This is a genomic window from Stutzerimonas stutzeri RCH2, assembly GCF_000327065.1.
GTDB classification, from domain to species: Bacteria; Pseudomonadota; Gammaproteobacteria; order Pseudomonadales; family Pseudomonadaceae; genus Stutzerimonas; species Stutzerimonas stutzeri_AE.
This window is the reverse complement of sequence record NC_019936.1, coordinates 4,554,033-4,575,057: the sequence shown is the minus strand read 5'-3', so window position 1 is coordinate 4,575,057 and position 21,025 is coordinate 4,554,033. Positions and strand designations below refer to the sequence as shown.

Sequence of the window (21,025 nt, the reverse complement as noted above, 5' to 3'; positions counted from 1 at the left end):
GTAGTGAGTCGGGGCTTCGGCCGGGAAAAGCGACTGCTTACTCCCCGCCAATTCAAGGCAGTCTTCGACTCCCCTTCCGGTAAGGTGCCGGGCAGGAACGTCCTGCTGCTGGCACGAGAGAACGATCTGCAGCATCCCCGCCTCGGGCTGGTGATCGGCAAGAAAAGCGTCAAGCTTTCGGTTGAACGTAACCGCATCAAGCGGCAGATACGTGAGACCTTTCGCCATCATCAACTGGAACTGGCGGGCTGGGACATCGTGATCGTCGCCCGCAAGGGATTGGCTGATCTGGACAATCCCGAACTGGCGAAGCAATTCGCCAAGCTCTGGAAGCGACTGTCACGCAGCCCATCCAAGACCGCCGTCGAACCTGGAGCCGCCAACAGCACCCATGCGTAAATTGGCCATCGCTTCGATCAAGGTCTACCAGTACGCCATCAGTCCCATGATGGCCAGTCACTGTCGTTTCTATCCAAGCTGCTCCTGCTATGCGCTCGAGGCCATCGAAAATCATGGTCTGCTGCGTGGCGGCTGGCTGAGTCTGCGCAGGTTGGGACGCTGCCACCCGTGGAATCCCGGTGGCTACGATCCCGTGCCTTCCCCTAACACTTCCAATTCATCTCCGATGGCCGAGTAACCATGGATATCAAACGCTCGATACTGCTCGTAGCACTAGCAGTCGTTGCCTACCTGATGGTTCTTCAATGGAATCAGGACTACGGTCAGGCAGCGTTGCCTGCCGAAACCGCGCAAAGCCAGCCTGGCGTTCCAACCCTTCCGGATAGTCCCAGCGCTACCAGCGAAGGCAATGCCGATGACGTGCCAGCAGTGGCTGGTCAGCAACAGGCCAGTGCCCTGCCGGCCACGGCGCCGAGCAGCCAGCTGATCCGCGTGCGTACCGATGTGCTGGATGTGGCCATCGACCCACGTGGTGGTGACATCGTCGAGCTGCACCTGCCGCAGTTCCCGCGTCGTCAGGATCGTCCGGATGTACCGTTTCAGCTGTTCGAACGCAGCGGCGAGCGTACCTATGAGGCCCAGAGCGGCCTGATCGGGGATGGTCCGGACCAGGCCAGCGGCCGCCCTCAGTACAGCAGCGAGAAGACCGAGTACCAGCTGGCCGAGGGTCAGGACCAGCTGGTCGTCGATCTCAACTACAGCGCTGACGGCGTCAACTACATCAAGCGTTTCACTCTCGAGCGCGGCAACTACGCGCTGAAAGTGAACTACCTGATCGACAACCAGAGCGAACAGCCCTGGACCGGTTATCTGTTCGGTCAGCTCAAGCGCGACAAGAGTGGCGACCCGTCTTCGAGCACCGCCACTGGTACCGCCACCTACCTGGGTGCGGCTCTGTGGACCAAGGACGAGCCGTATCGCAAGGTTTCCATGGGCGACATGGACGACAAGAACCTGCGTGAAACCGTGCAGGGCGGCTGGATCGCCTGGCTGCAGCACTATTTCGTCACCGCCTGGATCCCTCAGGCCGAAGACACCAACCAGGTGCAGACCCGCAAGGACAGCCAGGGCAACTACATCATTGGCTTCACCGGCCCGGCGGTCACCGTAGCGGCAGGCGCTCAGGGTGAAACCGGTGCCACGCTGTATGCCGGTCCGAAGAGCCAGGACAAACTGGAAGAACTGTCGCCCGGTCTGCGTCTGACCGTCGACTACGGCATCCTCTGGTTCATCGCCCAGCCGATCTTCTGGCTGCTGGAAAACATCCACGCACTGCTGGGCAACTGGGGTTGGTCGATCATCGTCCTGACGATCATCATCAAGCTTGCCTTCTTCCCGCTCTCCGCCGCCAGCTATCGTTCGATGGCACGCATGCGTGCCGTTTCGCCGAAGATGCAGGCTTTGAAGGAACAGTTCGGTGATGATCGCCAGAAGATGTCCCAGGCGATGATGGAGCTGTACAAGAAGGAGAAGATCAATCCGCTGGGCGGCTGCCTGCCGATTCTGGTGCAGATGCCGGTCTTCCTTGCGCTGTACTGGGTACTCTTGGAAAGCGTCGAGATGCGCCAGGCGCCCTGGATGTTCTGGATCACCGACCTGTCGATCAAGGATCCGTTCTTCATCCTGCCGATCATCATGGGCGTGACCATGTTCATCCAGCAGCAGCTCAACCCGACGCCACCGGATCCGATGCAGGCGCGGGTGATGAAGCTGTTGCCGATCATCTTCACCTTCTTCTTCCTCTGGTTCCCAGCTGGTCTGGTGCTGTACTGGGTCGTCAACAACGTCCTGTCCATCGCCCAGCAGTGGTACATTACCCGGCAGATCGAGGCGGCGGCGAAGACAGCCTGACGTCTCAACAGCCAAATGCAGAACGCCCCTTGATTGGGGCGTTTTGCTATCTGCCATCCAGAAAGGAGGCCGCATGAATCCAGTTCGCGACACCATCGCCGCTGTCGCCACAGCTCCTGGCCGCGGAGGCGTCGGCATCGTCCGTGTATCCGGTCCGCGTGCCAGAGCGATCGCGATTACCCTGAGCGGCCGCGAGCCAACGCCACGGCATGCGCACTACGGCGCGTTTCATGCTGACGACGGCGAAGTGATCGACGAAGGCCTGCTGTTGTTCTTTCCGGGACCGCATTCGTTTACCGGCGAAGACGTGCTCGAACTGCAGGGGCATGGCGGCCCGGTTGTGTTGGATATGCTGCTGCAACGTTGTGTCGAGCTCGGCGTGCGACTCGCGCGGCCCGGAGAGTTCAGCGAGCGCGCCTTTCTCAACGACAAGCTCGATCTCGCCCAGGCCGAAGCCATTGCCGACCTTATCGAAGCCAGCTCCACCCAGGCGGCGCGCAATGCGGTGCGCTCGCTGCAAGGCGAATTCTCGCGACGGGTGCATCAACTGACCGAAAAGCTGATTCAGCTGCGCATCTACGTTGAGGCAGCGATCGATTTTCCTGAAGAAGAAATCGACTTTCTCGCCGATGGCCACGTGCTGGAACAGCTCAACGGCGTGCGCGAAGAGTTATCCACAGTGTTGCGTGAGGCAGGGCAGGGCGCCTTGCTGCGTGACGGGATGACCGTGGTCATCGCCGGTCGGCCCAATGCCGGCAAGTCCAGCCTGCTCAATGCGCTGGCAGGCCGTGAGGCGGCCATCGTTACCGATATCGCCGGAACCACCCGTGACGTGCTGCGCGAACACATCCTCATCGATGGCATGCCCTTGCACGTGGTCGATACCGCCGGCCTGCGTGATACCGAGGATCAGGTCGAGCGCATCGGCGTGCAGCGCGCCCTCAGCGCTATCGGCGAGGCGGACCGTATCTTGCTGATGGTCGACGCCAGCGCACCAGAGGCTGAGGATCCGCTCGCGCTGTGGCCCGAGTTCCTGGACTTCAGCCCGGAGCCGAGCAGGGTAACGCTGATCCGCAACAAGGCCGACCTCAGCGGAGAGGCGATTGCTCTGAGCGTCAGCGCCGATGGGCATGTGACGCTAAGCCTTTGCGCGCGTTCAGGCGAAGGCATCGAGCTGCTGCGTGAACACCTGAAGCAGTGCATGGGGTACGAGCAGACCGCCGAAAGCAGCTTCAGCGCGCGGCGCCGGCACCTCGATGCACTGCGCCTGGCCGACGAGCATCTGCGGCACGGTTACGACCAGCTGACGCTGGCCGGCGCCGGTGAGCTGCTCGCCGAGGACCTGCGTCTGGCACAACAGGCACTGGGCGAGATCACTGGCGCATTCAGCTCCGATGACCTGCTCGGGCGCATCTTCTCGAGCTTCTGCATAGGCAAGTAACAATTGAAAAAGCGTTCGGGCAACCCCGCCCGGGCGGCGTTTCGATGTGCCGACCGGCACGCTGGCAGTCTTCGCCTACCCCGCTGCAAGCGCCGTTAACACTGAGCTGGCGACCCGTCAGGGCCCCGCCAGCCATCCTTCTCTCGCGGCCTTTGTACCCCGCCTGCCGCTGCGCCTGACATAGCTGGTAACAGCCGTCGGCGCATCCTTTGAACTACCTTTGTTATCAAAACACGCAGCCGTTTCCAGCAATCCCCGACAAGAGGATGGCGCCGTGCTTGCTGCATTACTCGTTTCATTCCTGGGGGCGATCCTCGCCAGGTTCATCGTCAGCCGTACCTTTCCCCATGGGGGATGGGTCGCTGCGCTGTTGCCAGCCGGGCTGTTCCTGTTCTTTCTGGCGAAAGGCGCCAGTCTTCCCGAGGTCGGTGCCATCACCGAAACCCTCGAGTGGGTGCCAGCACTGGGCATCTCGCTGACCCTGAGGCTTGATGGCTTCGCCCTGCTGTTCGTGCTCCTGATCACCGGCATCGGCACCCTGGTGACGATCTACGCAGGCGCCTACTTCTCGCATTCGCCGAAGGAGGAGGCTGCACGTTTCCTCACCCTGATCCTGTTGTTCATGACCGCCATGCTGGGGACCGTGCTGTCCGACAACCTCATCGTCATGTTCGTGTTCTGGGAGGCGACCAGCCTGTTGTCGTTCATGCTGATCGGCTTCAACTCGCACCGCGCGCAAGCACGCAAAGCCGCGCTGCAATCGCTGATCGTGACCGGCGGCGGCGGGCTGGCACTGTTCGGCGGCATCCTCTTGATCGGCATAACGCTAGGTACCTTCTCACTCTCTGAAGTGGCGCAGCGTGCGCCGGAGTTGCTGGCCAGTCCTCTGGCCGTGCCGGCGATGATCCTGATCATGCTCGGCGCCTTCACCAAGTCGGCACAGCTGCCGTTTCATTTCTGGCTGCCGCAGGCCATGGAAGCGCCAGCGCCAGCCTCGGCCTTTTTGCACTCGGCGACCATGGTCAAGTTGGGGGTGTACCTGCTGGCCCGCTTCGATCTCATCTTCGAGGGCATCCCCGCTTTTGGCTCGACCCTGGTGATCGTCGGTAGCCTGACCATGTTGGTGGCCGCGGTACGGGCGCTATCCACTGATGGCTTCAAGGAGGTCCTGGCGCATTCCACCGTGGGCTCGCTGGGGGTGCTGGTGATGCTGATCGGGCTGGACGGCGATTACTCGGTGACCGCGCTGATTGCCTTCATCATCGCCCATGCGCTGTACAAGGCGGCGCTGTTCTTCTGCGCCGGAACCACCATCCATGCGGTTGGCGAGGGGCGGCTGAGCAAGATCGGCGGGCTGGCCCGACGCCTGCCGATGACCACCCTGGCGGCCGGCATGGCGGCGATCTCGATGGCCGGACTGCCGCCGACGCTGGGCTTCATCACCAAGGAATACCTGTTCGAGAGCCAGCTCAACGCATCCTCAGGCTGGGTCGTGGTCGCCGTGGCGGTTCTGGTGAATGCGGTTTTCGCTGCGATCGCCGGGGTGGCGGCCATTCGTCCCTATTACCTCGGCAAGACACGCAGCGAGATCAAGCATCCGGAAACCCTGGGCCTGTACCTCGGACCGCTGGTACTGGGAGGGCTGGGTTTCCTGTTCGGTCTGGCGCCTGACTTTCTCGTGCGCGGGCTGATCCAGCCGGCCAATGATGTGCTGGTCGGACATACCGTGGACCTGTCCTTCTCGCTCTGGCACGGCTTTACGCCGATGCTTGCGCTGAGCGCCACCGTGGTCGCCTTCGCCGGCGGGCTGATCGCCTACTGGCATCGCATCCACTATGCGCTGTCACTGAACAAGGGGTTGGCCCGGGTGCTTGGCGATTTCGGCTTCAACGCAGCATTCGCCGGCCTCCTGCGCCTGGCCGAACGCTGCACCCGGTTTCTGCAGAACGGTGATCAGCACCGCTACACCTCCACGGTCGCGGCAGCGGTGTTGCTGATCATCGGCTATGGCGTGTTGGCCAGCGGTACGCGTCCGCTGATCGCCATGACCGGCGGGCGCTTCGATGCGCCCTCGATCATCGTGCTGCTGCTGATGTGCCTGGGTGCCTTTGCCGCCACCCGCACCCCATCGCTACTGCGCGCCATGATCGCGGTTGGCGTGGTGGGGTTCGGCTCGGCGCTGATCTTCCTGCTCAATGGCGCGCCAGACGTTGCGCTCACCCAATTCTCGGTCGAAGTGCTGCTGGTGCTGATCCTGGTCGCGCTGCTGCTGCGGGTGCCGGAGCGCGCAGCCTCGACCCGCGAGCCGCGGGAAAAGCGCCTGGACATCCTGATCTCGGCCGGCTTCGCGCTGGTGGTCTTTGTCGCGCTGGCTGCCACGGTGGCATTGCCTCTGGATGGACGGATCTCCGAGTTCTACGCAGCAACCAGCTACCTCGAGGCCCATGGTCGCAACGTGGTGAATGTGGTGCTGGTGGACTACCGCGCCATCGACACGTTGGGTGAGGTGGTCGTGGTGGCCTTCGCCGCGATGAGCGTGTGGGGGCTGCTACGGGCGCTGCCCCGCAGGAGGGCCGCGCCATGAATTCTCTGATTTTCGCCGCCTTCTCGCGGACTCTCTTCATTCTGATGCTGGCGGTGTCGCTCTACGTGCTCTACCGCGGACACAACGAGCCGGGTGGCGGTTTCGTCGGCGGGCTGATCGCCGCGGCCGGGTTCGCGACGCTGGCACTTGCCCGCGGCGTGGACGTCGCCCGCGCCACGCTGCGCTTCGATCCGATGACAGTGATCGGTTGCGGCATCCTCGCTGCGCTGCTTGGCGGGTTGCCGGGCCTCTGGCTGGACGACTCGTTCCTGGCTCACCAGTGGGCGATTCTCGGCAGCGTCCATATCGGTACCACCCTGCTGTTCGATATCGGGGTCTACCTCGTCGTGCTGGGCGGCATCCTTTCTCTGATCCTGCGTTTCTGCGAGGGCCTCTGAATATGCATCTGCTCTTTGCATTCGCCATCGCCATCGTGGCTGGCTGCAGCCTGTACCTCATCCTCTCCCGCCATATCGTGCGGATCCTGCTGGGGGTGACCATGCTCTCGGCGGCGATCAACCTGGTGATCTTCCTCTCCGGGCGGATCGTAACGAACGTCCCCGCCGTCATCCGCGCAGGCGAGACCAGCCTGGCCGCCGATGCCGCCAACCCGCTGCCCCAGGCGCTGGTGCTGACCGCAATCGTCATTGGCTTTTCACTGACCGCGTTCTTCGCTGCCCTGGCATTGCAGACCTACCGCAGCGCGGGCAGCGTCGATACGCGCGATATCGATGCAGCCGAGCGCCTGGGTTCGCCATTCTCGGCCACTAAGGATCGCCCGTGACCGAATTCCTGATCCTGCATGCGCCGCTCTGGCCGGTACTGCTGCCGATTCTTGGTGCGGGTCTGGCGACCTGCCTGTGGGAACATCGCCGCGCGCAACGCTTGGTCACCGGCCTGTGCATAACTCTGCTGTTGGCATCTTCGCTACTGCTGCTCGCTGCGGTTTACCAGCAGGGCGTGCTGGCGATCCGCTTTGGCGGCTGGGATGCTCCCTTCGGCGTGGTATTCGTCGCCGATGCACTGTCCGCCGCCATGGTGGCCATTACCGGTATCCTTGCCGCCGCGGTGATGACCTTCGGTCTCGCCGATATCCGCCGCCGCGAGGAACAGGCAGGCTTCCATCCATTGATGCTGGGCATGCTGGCCGGCGTAAACGGTGCCTTCCTCACCGGCGATATCTTCAACCTGTACGTCTGGTTCGAGGTGATGCTGATCACCGCGATGGGCCTGCTGTCGATCGGCCGCAATCGCGCCCGGCTCGATGCGACGGTGCGCTATGCGGTGCTCAACCTGTTCTCCACGCTGCTGTTTCTGACCGGGGTTGCACTGCTCTACGGCGCGACCGGAACGCTGAACATGGCGGATCTCGCCCGGGTGCTGCCCGAGACCGAACCGTCGATCAACCTGACGCTGTCGGCGCTGCTACTGCTCTGTGGCTTCGGCATCAAGGCCGGCTATTTCCCGTTGTTCTTCTGGCTGCCGGCGTCGTATCACACGGCCTCGATCACGGTTTCGGCAATCTTCGCCGGGCTGCTGACCAAGGTCGGCGTGTATGCCTGTTTCCGCGTGTTCACCCTGATCTTCAGCGTCGAAGACAGCGGTATCCGTGAGATCGTCGCGGTGCTGGCGGCCGGCACCATGCTGTTCGGGGTCTTCGGCGCGGCGGTGCAGTGGGACGTACGGCGAATCCTCTCGTTCCACATCGTCAGCCAGATCGGCTACATGCTGCTTGGCTTGGCCATATCCACCCAGGCGGCGCTCGCCGGGGCCATCTTCTACATCATTCATCACATCATCGTGAAGGCGAACCTGTTCCTGCTTGCCGGCGCCATTCACCGGGCCTCCGGCACCTTCGATCTGCGCAAGAGCGGCGGCCTGATGTATCGCAACCCTCTACTGGCCGCGCTGTTTCTGGTACCGGCTTTGTCCCTGGCCGGCTTGCCGCCGCTGTCCGGCTTCTGGGCGAAGTTCCTCGTGATCGACGCAACCTTCCGTGCCGGCGAGCACTGGTTGGCCGGGCTGGCGCTGTTCGTCGGCCTGTTGACCCTCTATTCGATGAGCAAGATCTGGATGGAAGCCTTTTGGAAGAAGCCGGTACTGCCGCGCGCCGAGGCCCGCCGGATACCGCTGCCCATGCTGCTGGCGATCGCCTCGCTCGGTGCGCTGACCCTGGTGATCGGTTTCATGCCGCAACCGTTGATCCTCTTTTCGCAAACCGCCGCCGCGGCACTGCTGGAGCCCAGCGCTTACCTGTCGGCCGTGCTGCCGGCTAACCCGATCCTGGAGCCTCGCCCATGACCAGCCTGCTGCGCCGAGTACTCGATGTGGTCGAGCTGCTCGGCATCTACCTCTATGAGCTGATCGTCTCGTCTGTTGCAGTGGCTGCCGCTGCCTTTTCGCCAGCGCCGAACATGCAGAGTTCGATCATCGCGGTACCCATCGAGCTGCGCACCGACCTCGGCGTCGCGGTGCTCGCCAGTCTGGTTTCGCTGACTCCGGGCAATTGCGCATTGCACGTCAGCGAGGATCGTCGCCTGCTCTACGTGCATGCGCTGGATGGCCGCGCGCCGGAGCAGATCATCGCGTCGATCAGGCAAGTCTTCGAGCGACGCATCGCGCGCATCGAGAGATGGTGAGCATGATCACGACGCTGCTGATCCTGGTCATGCTGCCGCTGGCCTTGACCCTCTGGCGAATGATCGTCGCGAAGACACTGGTCGACCGCGTGGTCGCGCTGGACATGCTGACCGGCGTTGGGGTTGCCATCGCCGCGCTGGTCGCTGCAATGACCGGACGCCGGGAGTTTCTCGACGTGGGCTTCGGTCTCGGACTGATCGGTTTCGTCGGGACCTGCGCCTTCGCCGTCTTCATCATGCGCAAGGGGAGGAGCGAGCAATGATCGAAATCCTGGCAGTGGCTTTCATGCTGGTCGGTGTGATCTTTCTGTTCGCCGCGATGTTCGGCCTGCTGCGCTTTGCCGATCCCCTGCAGCGAATCCATGCCACGACCAAGTCCGGTACGGTTGGTGCAGGACTCATCCTCGTCGGGGTGATGATCGAGATGGGCGATGCCCAGGCCACATTCATCGGCACCGCCACGGTGATCTTTCTGATGCTGACCATTCCTATCGCTGGTCACCTGCTTGGGCGGGCTGCCTATGTTTCGGGGGCTCGGCTCGACGGCCTGCATGGAGATGATGCGCTGGATGGCGTACTCGAACGCAGCCCGCTAACGCTCGACGAATATCTCGCACAGACCGAGAAAAGCCCTCCCCAGCGAAATCCAGAACCTGGCAGAGAAGACCTGCGGACCAACGTAGATGAGCCGAGGAGCCCTGTTGATAACCTAGGTTCAGCCAAGTAGATAACCCTAGCCTGAACCCTATGGATAACACCGCTGTGTATAAGTAAACAATCTATCAACAGGTAGCGCACGCGATCTACACCGGTAGAGCCCAGGCGCAGCACAACCTTTTGCAACGCTGGACCCTTCGTAGGCTCTAGGCTACAGAACCTTATCCACAGAAATTGCCTTCACCATTAGTAAACATATCTACAAGCTCTTTATATATTTCTTCTCTATTTTTCTATTTATGCGTAATCCAACCGCTCAGCGTTCGGCTGGTCATTTTTTGTCCAAAGCCCTTCTTTAGCGCAGCCTTAGTCCCTATACTTCGCGGTTTCCCGAAATCCAATCTGAACAGGCACGAGGTGCGTGGTGGACTTCCCTTCCCGTTTTGACGTGATCGTTATCGGTGGCGGCCATGCCGGTACCGAGGCTGCGCTGGCAGCGGCACGCATGGGCGTGAAGACCCTGCTGCTCAGCCACAATGTGGAAACCCTCGGCCAGATGAGCTGCAACCCGGCTATCGGCGGCATCGGCAAGAGCCATCTGGTCAAGGAAATCGATGCCCTGGGCGGTGCCATGGCCATGGCAACCGACAAGGGTGGCATTCAGTTCCGCGTGCTCAACAGCCGCAAGGGCCCGGCGGTCCGCGCAACTCGTGCGCAGGCTGATCGCGTGCTGTACAAGGCGGCTATCCGCGAAACCCTGGAGAACCAGGCCAACCTGTGGATATTTCAGCAGGCGGCGGACGACCTCATCGTCGAGCAGGACCAGGTCCGGGGTGTCGTGACGCAAATGGGCCTGCGTTTCCTTGCCGATTGCGTGGTACTGACTACAGGAACCTTCCTCGGCGGACTTATCCACATTGGCCTGCAGAATTATTCAGGCGGCCGTGCAGGCGATCCGCCTTCGATCGCTCTGGCCAATCGGCTGCGTGAGCTACCGCTGCGTGTTGGACGCTTGAAGACCGGAACCCCGCCGCGCATCGATGGCCGGACCGTGGACTTTTCGCTGATGACCGAACAGCCAGGCGATACCCCGCTGCCGGTAATGTCGTTCATGGGCAGTCGTGAGCAGCATCCGCCGCAGGTCAGCTGCTGGATCACCCACACCAACGCGCGAACCCACGAAATCATCGCCGCCAACCTCGATCGCTCGCCGATGTACTCCGGTGTGATCGAAGGTGTGGGCCCGCGCTACTGCCCGTCCATCGAAGACAAGATTCATCGTTTTGCCGACAAGGACAGCCACCAGGTCTTCCTCGAGCCGGAGGGCCTGACCACCCATGAGCTGTATCCCAACGGCATCTCCACCTCGCTGCCGTTCGACGTGCAGCTGCAGATCGTGCAGAGCATCCGCGGCATGGAGAACGCGCACATCGTGCGGCCCGGCTATGCCATCGAGTACGACTACTTCGATCCGCGCGATCTCAAGTACAGCCTGGAAACCAAGGTCATCGGCGGGTTGTTCTTCGCCGGCCAGATCAACGGCACCACCGGTTACGAAGAGGCCGGCGCCCAGGGCCTGCTCGCCGGCGCCAATGCGGCGCTGCGTGCTCAGGGCAAGGACAGCTGGTGTCCGCGCCGCGATGAGGCGTACCTCGGCGTGCTGGTCGATGACCTGATCACTCTTGGCACGCAGGAGCCCTATCGCATGTTCACTTCGCGCGCCGAGTATCGGCTGATCCTGCGCGAGGACAATGCTGATCTGCGCCTCACCGAGAAGGGCCGCGAGCTGGGGCTGGTGGATGACGCCCGCTGGGCCGCGTTCTGCGCCAAGCGCGAAGGTATCGAGCTCGAGGAGCAGCGCCTGAAGAGCAGCTGGGTCCGTCCCGGTACGCCGCAAGGCGATGCCATCGCCGAACGTTTCGGCAGCCCGCTGGCTCGCGAGTACAACCTGCTCAATCTGCTGGCCCGTCCGGAAATCGATTACCAGAGCCTGGTCGAACTGACCGGTGACGGTGCGCAGGATCCGCAGGTCGCCGAGCAGGTCGAGATCAAGACCAAGTACGCCGGCTACATCGAACGGCAGCAGGACGAGATCGAGCGCCTGCGCGCCAGTGAAAACATCGCGCTGCCGGTTGATCTCGACTACACCACGATTCCGGGACTGTCGAAGGAGATTCAGCACAAGCTCGGCCAGGCACGGCCCGAGACGCTTGGCCAGGCATCGCGCATCCCGGGCGTCACTCCGGCGGCCGTCTCGCTGTTGATGATCCACCTGAAGAAACGCAACGCCGGCCAGCGGTTGGAGCAGAGCGCTTGATGAGTCTGGTCAGTGAGTCGCATGCCGCTGAGCTCGTCCGTGGCGCCCAGGAACTCGGGATCGAACTGAGCGAGCGACAACAGCAGCAATTGCTTGCCTATCTGGCGCTGCTGATCAAGTGGAACAAGGCCTACAACCTGACGGCCGTGCGCGATCCCGACGAAATGGTCTCGCGACACTTGCTCGACAGCCTGAGCGTAGTGCCCTTCGTTGCCGAGGCTGGCCGTACCTGGCTGGACGTTGGCAGCGGTGGGGGCATGCCTGGCGTACCGTTGGCAATCATGTTCCCCGAGCGGGCCTTCACGCTGCTCGATTCGAACGGCAAGAAGACGCGCTTTCTGACACAGGTGAAGCTGGAACTGAAACTGGCCAACCTCGAGGTGGTGCACAGTCGCGTCGAGCAGTACCAGCCGGCCATACCCTTCGAAGGCATCACCTCGCGCGCTTTCAGCTCGCTGGACGACTTCACCAGCTGGACGCGCCATCTGGGCAATGCCGAAACCCGCTGGCTGGCCATGAAGGGCGTGCAGCCGGACGACGAGCTGCAGCGCCTGCCCGACGACTTCCGTCTCGATGCCTGTCACGTACTCAAGGTTCCCGGTTGCCAAGGCCAGCGCCATCTGCTGATACTGCGCCGCACTTCATGACCCCGGACAGACACTGACCATGGCTAAAGTTTTCGCCATCGCCAACCAGAAGGGCGGTGTCGCCAAGACCACCACCTGCATCAACCTGGCGGCATCGCTGGTTGCCACACGCCGGCGGGTGCTGCTGATCGACCTCGATCCTCAGGGCAACGCCACCACCGGTAGCGGTGTGGATAAACTCGGCCTGGAGTACTCGATCTACGACGTGCTGATCGGTGAATGCAGCCTGGTGGACGCCATGCAGTTCTCCGAGCACGGCGGCTACCAGCTGTTGCCGGCCAACCGCGATCTGACCGCGGCCGAAGTGGCGTTGCTGAATCTGCCGGCCAAGGAGAAACGCCTGCGCGAGGCGCTGGCGCCGGTCCGCGAGAACTACGATTACATTCTCATCGACTGTCCGCCGTCGCTGTCGATGCTGACCATCAATGCATTATCTGCCGCCGATGGCGTGATCATTCCCATGCAGTGCGAATACTACGCACTCGAAGGGCTGACCGATCTGGTCAACTCGATCCAGCGCATCGGCCAGGCACTGAATCCGAGTCTGAAGATCGAAGGCCTGTTGCGCACCATGTACGACCCGCGCAGCAGCCTGACCAACGACGTATCCGAACAGCTCAAGGCGCATTTCGGCGACAAGCTCTATGACACCGTAATTCCGCGCAACGTCCGGCTTGCCGAGGCCCCCAGCCACGGTATGCCGGCGCTGGTCTACGACAAGCAATCCAAGGGCGCTCTGGCCTATCTGGCCCTGGCCGGCGAACTGTCGCGACGCCAGCGCCAGTCTGCCCGCGGTGCCCTCGCATAAGGACTATTCATGGCGACCAAGAAAAGAGGTCTAGGACGGGGACTCGACGCCCTGCTCGGCGGCGCCAGTGTCTCGGCGATGCAGGAAGAGGCCGCCAAGGTCGATACCCGTGAACTCCAGCATCTGCCGTTGGACCTGGTTCAGCGCGGCAAGTACCAGCCACGCCGCGACATGGATCCGCAGGCGCTCGAAGAGCTGGCGCAGTCGATCAAGAACCACGGCGTGATGCAGCCCATCGTCGTGCGCCCGATCAGTGGCGGCCGTTTCGAGATCATCGCCGGTGAGCGTCGCTGGCGGGCCAGCCAGCAGGCCGGACTGGAAAGCGTACCGGCGCTGGTTCGCGAAGTGCCGGACGAAGCCGCCATCGCCATGGCACTGATCGAGAACATCCAGCGCGAAGATCTCAATCCGATCGAAGAGGCTGTCGCGCTGCAGCGCCTGCAGCAGGAATTCCAGCTGACTCAACAGCAGGTGGCCGACGCGGTCGGCAAGTCCCGCGTCTCGGTCAGCAATCTGCTGCGCCTGATTGCGCTGCCGGAAGAGATCAAGACCCTGCTGTCCCATGGTGATCTGGAAATGGGCCATGCACGCGCCTTGCTCGGCTTGCCGGCCGAACAACAGGTCGAAGGCGCGCGGCATGTTGTCGCACGTGGCCTGACCGTACGCCAGACCGAAGCGATGGTGCGCCAGTGGCTGAGCAGCAAGGAAGCGCCCAAAGTCGAAGTGAAGGTTGATCCCGACATCAGCCGTCTGGAACAACGCCTGGCGGAACGCCTGGGCTCGCCGGTGCAGATCAAGCATGGCCAGAAGGGCAAGGGGCAGCTGGTTATCCGCTACAGTTCGCTCGACGAATTGCAGGGCGTATTGGCACACATCCGCTGATACAAATTGTTTGTAGTGCCGGTCGGAAAATACTACCGGAGTGTTGAACCCCGGCTGGCCTGCTCCTATACTCGCCGCGCTTTTTTGACTGCGGACAATTATTTACGCGGCCTGCTGCAATGATGGAAATCAGGTGAACATACGCAACAGAACACCCTTCCATCGTCTACCGGCTTTTCGCGTATTGCTGATGCAGGCGATGGTCGTAGTAGTGACCGCTGTCTCATGTGGCCTGGTTTTTGGTATTGTCGCCGGCTACTCCGCGCTGTGCGGTGGTCTGATTGCGCTGTCGGCGAACGTGTATTTCGCGTACAAGGCCTTTCGTTACTTTGGCGCACGTTCGACCCGGGCGATCATCCAGTCCTTCTGGTCTGGCGAGATGGGTAAACAGATTCTGGCAGCAGCGCTGTTTGCGTTGGTGTTCGTGGGAGTGAAACCGCTGGAACCGATCGCCTTGTTTGCCGGCTATCTGCTGGTGCTGGGAGTCGGAGCAAGCGCGCTCCTGCTGATGAAAAACAATCCGAAGCATTGAGCATTGAGGCGTTTATGGCGAGTACCCCCGCTGAATATATCCAGCACCACCTGCAAAACCTGACCTACGGCAAATTGCCGGCAGGTTACGAGCGTGCTGATGGCTCCGTTCTCGATCAGGCCACCTGGACCATCGCTCAGACTGGTCTCGAAGCGCGCGACATGGGCTTCATGGCATTCCACCTGGATACCCTCGGCTGGTCTCTGCTGATGGGCGCCATCTTCATTCTGCTGTTCCGCAGCGCCGCCAAGTCTGCCACTGCCGGGGTACCGGGCAAGCTGCAGAACTTCGTCGAGATGTGCGTAGAGTTCGTCGAAGGCGTGGTCAAGGACACCTTCCACGGCCGTAACACGTTGATCGCCCCGCTGGCTCTGACCATCTTCGTCTGGGTGTTCCTGATGAACAGCCTGAAGTGGATTCCGGTCGACTACATCCCGGGTCTGGCCAGTCTGCTCGGCCTGCCGGCGTTCAAGATCGTTCCGACTGCCGACCCGAACGGTACCTTTGGCCTGTCGCTCGGCGTGTTCATCCTGATCCTGTTCTACAGCGTCAAGGTCAAGGGCTTCGGTGGCTTCAGCAAGGAGCTGGCGTTCACCCCGTTCAATCACTGGTCGCTGGTGCCGTTCAACCTGTTCCTCGAGATTCTCGGCCTGCTGACCAAGCCGCTCAGCCTCGCACTGCGTCTGTTCGGCAACATGTACGCCGGTGAGGTGGTGTTCATCCTCATCGCTCTGCTGCCGTTCTACGTGCAGTGGACCCTGAATGTGCCTTGGGCGATCTTCCATATTCTGGTGATTCCGCTTCAGGCCTTCATCTTCATGGTACTGACGGTGGTGTACCTGAGCTCTGCCCATGAAGAACATCACTGAAACGCGCTAACGCTTTAACCGAAAAACCTTAACCCCCCTTAGCTTCAGGAGCTTTACATGGAACTCGTCTACATCGCCGCCTCCATCATGATCGGTCTGGGTGCCCTGGGCACCGGTATTGGCTTCGCCCTGCTGGGCGGCAAGCTGCTGGAATCCACTGCTCGTCAGCCTGAGCTGGCTCCTCAGCTGCAAACCAAGACCTTCCTGATGGCCGGCCTGCTCGACGCCGTACCGATGATCGGCGTTGGTATCGCGATGTACCTCATCTTCGTTGTCGCCGGCTAATCACTTTCCGGTTTGAGATGGGGTTCGCCGGGCGAGCCCCGTCGCCGTGGAATGACTCCCGCGTTGAACGAGATAGCACGAGGTAAATCGCTGTGAACATTAACTTGACGCTGTTCGGTCAAACGCTCGCCTTCGCTATCTTCGTCTGGTTCTGCATGAAGCTCGTGTGGCCGCCAATTACGGCAGCCATGGCAGCGCGCCAGAAGAAGATCGCTGAAGGACTGGATGCGGCAGGCCGTGCGCAGCAAGACCTGAAACTGGCTCAGGACAAGGTGTCCAACACCCTCCGCGAGACCAAGGAGCAGGCAGCCCAGATCATCGAGCAGGCGAACAAGCACGCTAACGCGATCATCGAGGAAGCCAAGCAGCAGGCACGTACCGAAGGCGAGCGACTGGTCGCCGGCGCCCGCGCCGAGATCGAACAGGAAGTGAACCGTGCCAGGGACCAACTGCGCAGTCAGGTAGCGGCTCTTGCCGTCGCCGGTGCAGAGAAGATCCTGGAGTCCCAGGTGGACGCCAAGGTGCACAACGAGCTGGTCGAAAAACTGGCCTCCCAACTCTAAGCGAGGCAAGCGATGATCAATACCCAGACGCTTGCTCGGCCTTACGCGAAAGCCGCTTTCGAGTTCGCCAGCGCCGCAGGACAGACCGATTCCTGGTCGAAAATGCTGAACCTGGCCGCCATCGCTGTTGAAGTCCCAGAAGTCGCAGCGTTGCTGAACGACCCCCGCCTGACCAGCGAAAGCAAGGTCCAGGGGCTGGTGCGTCTACTCGGTGACGATGCCGACGAAGCTTTCCGCAACTACGTCCAGACCCTTGGCGAAAATGATCGCCTGTCGGTTCTGCCGACCGTATGGGAGCTGTACGAGGACATCAAGGCGCAAGCCGAGAAAACGCTCGAGGCAGAAGTTGAAACCGCCTTCGAGCTCAGCAACGAGCAACTCCAAACTTTGGCTGCCGCCCTGTCGAAGCGGCTAGATCGCACCGTCAACCTCCAGCAGGCCGTGAATCCTGCTCTGATCGGTGGCGTGTTGATTCGCGCCGGTGATGTGGTTGTCGACGGTTCGGTCCGCGGCAAACTGAGCCAGTTGGCCGAATCGTTGAAATCCTGATTTGAGGGTCATGGCATGCAGCAACTGAATCCTTCCGAGATTAGTGAAATCATCAAGCAGCGCATCGAGAAATCGAATGTCGCTGCTCAAGCCCGTAATGAGGGCACCGTCGTCAGCGTTTCTGACGGTATCGTACGTATCTACGGTCTGGCCGACGTCATGTACGGCGAAATGATCGAGTTCCCTGGCGGCGTCTTTGGTATGGCACTGAACCTGGAGCAGGACTCCGTAGGTGCCGTGGTTCTGGGTAACTACCTGGGCCTGACCGAAGGCATGAGCGCCAAGTGCACCGGCCGCATCCTCGAAGTTCCGGTTGGTCCGGAACTGCTGGGTCGCGTAGTCGACGCACTGGGTAACCCGATCGACGGCAAAGGCCCGATCAATGCCCAGGCAACTGACGCGGTCGAGAAGGTCGCGCCTGGCGTGATCTGGCGTAAGTCCGTCGACCAGCCGGTGCAGACCGGTTACAAGTCGGTCGACGCCATGATCCCGGTAGGCCGTGGCCAGCGCGAGCTGATCATCGGTGACCGTCAGATCGGTAAGACCGCCCTGGCCATCGACGCCATCATCAACCAGAAGAACAGCGGCATCCGCTGCGTCTACGTAGCCATCGGTCAGAAGCAGTCGACCATCGCCAACGTGGTGCGCAAGCTGGAAGAGCACGGCGCCATGCACAACACCATCGTTGTGGCTGCGTCGGCTTCCGAATCCGCTGCGCTGCAGTTCCTGGCTCCGTATGCTGGTTGCACCATGGGCGAGTACTTCCGCGACCGCGGTGAAGACGCGCTGATCGTGTATGACGATCTGTCCAAGCAGGCTGTGGCTTACCGCCAGATCTCCCTGCTGCTGCGCCGTCCGCCGGGACGTGAAGCCTACCCGGGCGACGTGTTCTATCTCCACAGCCGTCTGCTGGAGCGCGCTTCGCGTGTTTCCGAAGAGTACGTCGAGAAGTTCACCAACGGTGCCGTGACTGGCAAGACTGGCTCGCTGACCGCTCTGCCGATCATCGAAACCCAGGCTGGCGACGTTTCCGCGTTCGTTCCGACCAACGTGATTTCCATCACCGACGGTCAGATCTTCCTGGAATCGGCCATGTTCAACGCAGGCATCCGTCCGGCCGTCAACGCCGGTATCTCGGTATCCCGCGTGGGTGGTGCTGCGCAGACCAAAATCGTCAAGAAGCTGTCCGGTGGTATCCGTACCGCTCTGGCTCAGTACCGTGAACTGGCTGCGTTTGCGCAGTTCGCTTCCGACCTCGACGAAGCTACCCGCAAGCAGCTCGAGCATGGTCAGCGTGTTACCGAGCTGATGAAGCAGAAGCAGTACGCGCCGATGTCCATCGCCGACATGTCCCTGTCCCTGTACGCCGCCGAGCGTGGCTTCCTGACTGACGTGGACGTGGCCAAGGTTGGCGCCTTCGAGCAGGCCCTGATCGCCTTCTTCAACCGCGAGTTCGCCGATCTGATGGCGAAGATCAACGTGAAGGGTGACTTCAATGACGAAATCGACGCTGGCCTCAAGGCTGGTATCGAGAAGTTCAAGGCCACTCAAAGCTGGTAAGCCGCAGCGGGAGCCGAGAGGCTCCCGCCTGCTAACCCGATAGGTGTCAAATGGCAGGCGCAAAAGAGATTCGCAGCAAGATTGCGAGCATCAAAAGCACGCAGAAGATCACCAGCGCCATGGAAAAGGTGGCCGTCAGCAAGATGCGCAAGGCACAGATGCGCATGGCTGCCAGCCGCCCTTATGCGGAGCGGATCCGGCAGGTTATCGGCCATCTGGCCTTTGCCAATCCGGAATACCGTCACCCGTTCATGGTGGAGCGTCCGGTCAAGCGTGTCGGCTATATCGTCGTGTCTACTGATCGTGGTCTGTGCGGTGGCCTGAACATCAACCTGTTCAAGGTCCTGATCAAGAACATGAAGGAGTGGCACGATCAGAAGGTCGAAGTCGACCTCTGCGTGATCGGCAACAAGGGCGCGAGCTTTTTCCGCAGCTTCGGCGGCAACGTCGTCGCAGCGATCGGCAACCTCGGCGAAGAGCCGTCGATCAACGATCTGATCGGCAGCGTCAAGGTCATGCTGGACGGCTTCCACAACGGCCGTATCGATCGCTTGTACCTGGTATCCAACAAGTTCATCAACACCATGACCCAAAAGCCGACGCTCGATCAGCTGCTGCCTCTGGCTGCAGACGAGAGTGCCGAGCCGGTGAAGAAAGGTCAGTGGGACTACCTCTACGAGCCGGACGCCCAGCAGCTGCTGGATGCTCTGCTGGTTCGTTTCATCGAGTCCCAGGTCTATCAGGCCGTGGTTGAGAACGGCGCAGCCGAACAGGCCGCGCGGATGATTGCCATGAAGAACGCAACCGACAACGCCGGTGAGCTGATCAGCGACCTGCAACTGGTCTACAACAAGGCCCGTCAGGCTGCGATCACTCAGGAAATTTCGGAAATCGTCGGCGGCGCTGCCGCGGTTTAAGAACGGTTCAAATATTCAGAGGAACCAAACATGAGTAGCGGACGTATCGTTCAAATCATCGGCGCCGTTATCGACGTGGAATTTCCGCGCGATCTGGTACCGAACGTCTATGACGCGCTGAAAGTTCAAGGCGCCGAGACCACCCTGGAAGTCCAGCAGCAGCTGGGCGACGGCATTGTCCGTACTATCGCCATGGGTTCGACCGAAGGCCTCAAGCGTGGCCTGGACGTCGTCAACACCGGCACCGGTATCTCCGTACCGGTCGGCAAGCAGACCCTGGGTCGCATCATGGACGTCCTGGGTAACCCCATCGACGAAGCCGGCCCGATCGGCGAAGAAGAGCGCTGGACCATCCACCGCGCTGCGCCGTCCTATGCCGAACAGGCTGGCGGCAACGAGCTGCTGGAAACCGGCATCAAGGTTATCGACCTGGTTTGCCCGTTCGCCAAGGGCGGTAAGGTCGGTCTGTTCGGTGGTGCCGGTGTCGGCAAGACCGTAAACATGATGGAGCTGATCCGTAACATCGCGATGGAGCACAGCGGTTACTCCGTGTTCGCCGGTGTGGGTGAGCGTACTCGTGAAGGTAACGACTTCTATCACGAGATGAAGGACTCCAACGTTCTGGACAAGGTTGCCCTGGTTTACGGCCAGATGAACGAGCCGCCAGGAAACCGTCTGCGCGTGGCACTGACCGGCCTGACCATGGCCGAGAAGTTCCGTGACGAAGGCCGTGACGTACTGTTGTTCGTCGACAACATCTACCGTTACACCCTCGCCGGTACCGAAGTATCCGCACTGCTGGGCCGTATGCCTTCCGCGGTAGGTTACCAGCCGACTCTGGCCGAAGAGATGGGCGTTCTGCAGGAGCGCATCACCTCCACCAAGAACGGCTCGATCACCTCGGTACAGGCCGTATACGTACCTGCGGACGACCTGACCGACCCGAGCCCGGCGACCACCTTCGCCCACCTCGACGCCACCGTCGTACTGTCGCGTGACATCGCCTCCCTGGGTATCTACCCGGCGGTCGATCCGCTCGACTCGACTTCGCGTCAGCTGGATCCGCTGGTCATCGGCCAGGAGCACTACGACACCGCTCGCGGCGTTCAGTACGTGCTGCAGCGCTACAAGGAGCTGAAGGACATCATCGCGATCCTCGGTATGGACGAACTGTCCGAAACCGACAAGCAGCTGGTATCCCGTGCTCGTAAGATCCAGCGCTTCCTGTCCCAGCCGTTCTTCGTGGCCGAAGTCTTCACTGGCTCGCCAGGCAAGTACGTTCCGCTCAAGGAAACCATCCGTGGTTTCTCCGGCATCCTCAGTGGCGAGTACGACCACCTGCCGGAGCAGGCGTTCTACATGGTCGGCAGCATCGACGAAGCCATCGAGAAAGCCAAGAAACTGTAACTGGCGCGCCCGTTCGCGGGCGCCAACCAGCCTGACCGGCAGCTGTTGGTCAGGCTGA

At 61.4% G+C, this 21,025-nt stretch carries 23 protein-coding genes; all 23 read left to right on the top strand.

All coding sequences use genetic code 11. The features are described 5' to 3' along the window. Positions 1 to 3: 3 nt before the first annotated feature. On the top strand, positions 4 to 399 hold the full coding sequence (gene rnpA, locus PSEST_RS21355; protein WP_015278994.1) for a ribonuclease P protein component: 396 nt from the start codon (positions 4 to 6) through the stop codon (positions 397 to 399). Further along, entirely contained in the window at positions 392 to 637 is a 246-nt protein-coding gene (yidD, locus tag PSEST_RS21350) for a membrane protein insertion efficiency factor YidD (protein WP_015278993.1), read from the top strand. The genes rnpA and yidD overlap by 8 nt, the downstream gene beginning before the upstream one ends. 2 nt (positions 638 to 639) lie before the next feature. Further along, complete coding sequence (gene yidC, locus PSEST_RS21345; RefSeq protein ID WP_015278992.1) at positions 640 to 2,310, top strand: membrane protein insertase YidC; 1,671 nt, start codon at positions 640 to 642, stop codon at positions 2,308 to 2,310. A 73-nt stretch (positions 2,311 to 2,383) separates the two neighbouring features. Then, on the top strand, positions 2,384 to 3,751 hold the full coding sequence (gene mnmE, locus PSEST_RS21340) for a tRNA uridine-5-carboxymethylaminomethyl(34) synthesis GTPase MnmE (protein ID WP_015278991.1): 1,368 nt from the start codon (positions 2,384 to 2,386) through the stop codon (positions 3,749 to 3,751). A 274-nt stretch (positions 3,752 to 4,025) separates the two neighbouring features. Next, positions 4,026 to 6,335, top strand: a complete 2,310-nt coding sequence (mbhE, locus tag PSEST_RS21335) for a hydrogen gas-evolving membrane-bound hydrogenase subunit E (RefSeq protein WP_015278990.1) — start codon at positions 4,026 to 4,028, stop codon at positions 6,333 to 6,335. Continuing rightward, positions 6,332 to 6,733: a Na(+)/H(+) antiporter subunit B gene (locus PSEST_RS21330; RefSeq protein ID WP_015278989.1), complete on the top strand. Its 402-nt coding sequence runs from the start codon at positions 6,332 to 6,334 to the stop codon at positions 6,731 to 6,733. The genes mbhE and PSEST_RS21330 overlap by 4 nt, the downstream gene beginning before the upstream one ends. Before the next feature lie 2 nt (positions 6,734 to 6,735). Continuing rightward, positions 6,736 to 7,119, top strand: a complete 384-nt coding sequence (locus tag PSEST_RS21325) for an NADH-quinone oxidoreductase subunit K (protein WP_015278988.1) — start codon at positions 6,736 to 6,738, stop codon at positions 7,117 to 7,119. After that, positions 7,116 to 8,636: a proton-conducting transporter membrane subunit gene (locus PSEST_RS21320; protein ID WP_015278987.1), complete on the top strand. Its 1,521-nt coding sequence runs from the start codon at positions 7,116 to 7,118 to the stop codon at positions 8,634 to 8,636. Before PSEST_RS21325 ends, PSEST_RS21320 begins: the two co-directional genes overlap by 4 nt. Further along, positions 8,633 to 8,974, top strand: a complete 342-nt coding sequence (locus PSEST_RS21315) for a Na+/H+ antiporter subunit E (RefSeq protein ID WP_015278986.1) — start codon at positions 8,633 to 8,635, stop codon at positions 8,972 to 8,974. The genes PSEST_RS21320 and PSEST_RS21315 overlap by 4 nt, the downstream gene beginning before the upstream one ends. Positions 8,975 to 8,976: 2 nt before the next feature. Then, on the top strand, positions 8,977 to 9,237 hold the full coding sequence (locus PSEST_RS21310; RefSeq protein WP_015278985.1) for a monovalent cation/H+ antiporter complex subunit F: 261 nt from the start codon (positions 8,977 to 8,979) through the stop codon (positions 9,235 to 9,237). Beyond that, positions 9,234 to 9,701: a monovalent cation/H(+) antiporter subunit G gene (gene mnhG, locus PSEST_RS21305; protein WP_015278984.1), complete on the top strand. Its 468-nt coding sequence runs from the start codon at positions 9,234 to 9,236 to the stop codon at positions 9,699 to 9,701. The genes PSEST_RS21310 and mnhG overlap by 4 nt, the downstream gene beginning before the upstream one ends. 354 nt (positions 9,702 to 10,055) lie before the next feature. Then, positions 10,056 to 11,948, top strand: coding sequence for a tRNA uridine-5-carboxymethylaminomethyl(34) synthesis enzyme MnmG (gene mnmG / locus PSEST_RS21300; RefSeq protein ID WP_015278983.1), 1,893 nt, complete (start codon positions 10,056 to 10,058; stop codon positions 11,946 to 11,948). After that, positions 11,948 to 12,595, top strand: coding sequence for a 16S rRNA (guanine(527)-N(7))-methyltransferase RsmG (gene rsmG, locus PSEST_RS21295; RefSeq protein WP_015278982.1), 648 nt, complete (start codon positions 11,948 to 11,950; stop codon positions 12,593 to 12,595). The genes mnmG and rsmG overlap by 1 nt, the downstream gene beginning before the upstream one ends. A 19-nt stretch (positions 12,596 to 12,614) precedes the next feature. Next, the gene (locus tag PSEST_RS21290) at positions 12,615 to 13,403 is read left to right on the top strand and encodes a ParA family protein (RefSeq protein WP_015278981.1); all 789 of its coding nucleotides are present in this window, start codon (positions 12,615 to 12,617) and stop codon (positions 13,401 to 13,403) included. A gap of 9 nt (positions 13,404 to 13,412) precedes the next feature. After that, positions 13,413 to 14,285, top strand: a complete 873-nt coding sequence (locus tag PSEST_RS21285; protein WP_015278980.1) for a ParB/RepB/Spo0J family partition protein — start codon at positions 13,413 to 13,415, stop codon at positions 14,283 to 14,285. Positions 14,286 to 14,418: 133 nt separating this feature from the next. Further along, on the top strand, positions 14,419 to 14,817 hold the full coding sequence (locus tag PSEST_RS21280; RefSeq protein WP_080602191.1) for a F0F1 ATP synthase subunit I: 399 nt from the start codon (positions 14,419 to 14,421) through the stop codon (positions 14,815 to 14,817). Positions 14,818 to 14,831: 14 nt separating this feature from the next. Then, positions 14,832 to 15,686 carry a F0F1 ATP synthase subunit A gene (gene atpB / locus PSEST_RS21275; RefSeq protein ID WP_015278978.1) on the top strand — a complete coding sequence of 285 codons (855 nt, stop codon included), beginning with the start codon at positions 14,832 to 14,834 and terminating at the stop codon, positions 15,684 to 15,686. Positions 15,687 to 15,743: 57 nt separating this feature from the next. After that, positions 15,744 to 15,971, top strand: coding sequence for a F0F1 ATP synthase subunit C (gene atpE / locus PSEST_RS21270; RefSeq protein WP_003290909.1), 228 nt, complete (start codon positions 15,744 to 15,746; stop codon positions 15,969 to 15,971). Between the two features lie 92 nt (positions 15,972 to 16,063). Then, positions 16,064 to 16,534 carry a F0F1 ATP synthase subunit B gene (locus tag PSEST_RS21265; RefSeq protein ID WP_015278977.1) on the top strand — a complete coding sequence of 157 codons (471 nt, stop codon included), beginning with the start codon at positions 16,064 to 16,066 and terminating at the stop codon, positions 16,532 to 16,534. A 12-nt stretch (positions 16,535 to 16,546) separates the two neighbouring features. Beyond that, entirely contained in the window at positions 16,547 to 17,083 is a 537-nt protein-coding gene (locus PSEST_RS21260; RefSeq protein ID WP_015278976.1) for a F0F1 ATP synthase subunit delta, read from the top strand. A gap of 15 nt (positions 17,084 to 17,098) precedes the next feature. Further along, positions 17,099 to 18,643, top strand: a complete 1,545-nt coding sequence (gene atpA / locus PSEST_RS21255; protein ID WP_015278975.1) for a F0F1 ATP synthase subunit alpha — start codon at positions 17,099 to 17,101, stop codon at positions 18,641 to 18,643. Positions 18,644 to 18,693: 50 nt separating this feature from the next. Continuing rightward, entirely contained in the window at positions 18,694 to 19,560 is an 867-nt protein-coding gene (gene atpG, locus PSEST_RS21250; RefSeq protein ID WP_015278974.1) for a F0F1 ATP synthase subunit gamma, read from the top strand. A gap of 30 nt (positions 19,561 to 19,590) precedes the next feature. Next, positions 19,591 to 20,967: a F0F1 ATP synthase subunit beta gene (gene atpD / locus PSEST_RS21245; RefSeq protein WP_015278973.1), complete on the top strand. Its 1,377-nt coding sequence runs from the start codon at positions 19,591 to 19,593 to the stop codon at positions 20,965 to 20,967. Positions 20,968 to 21,025: the final 58 nt, after the last annotated feature.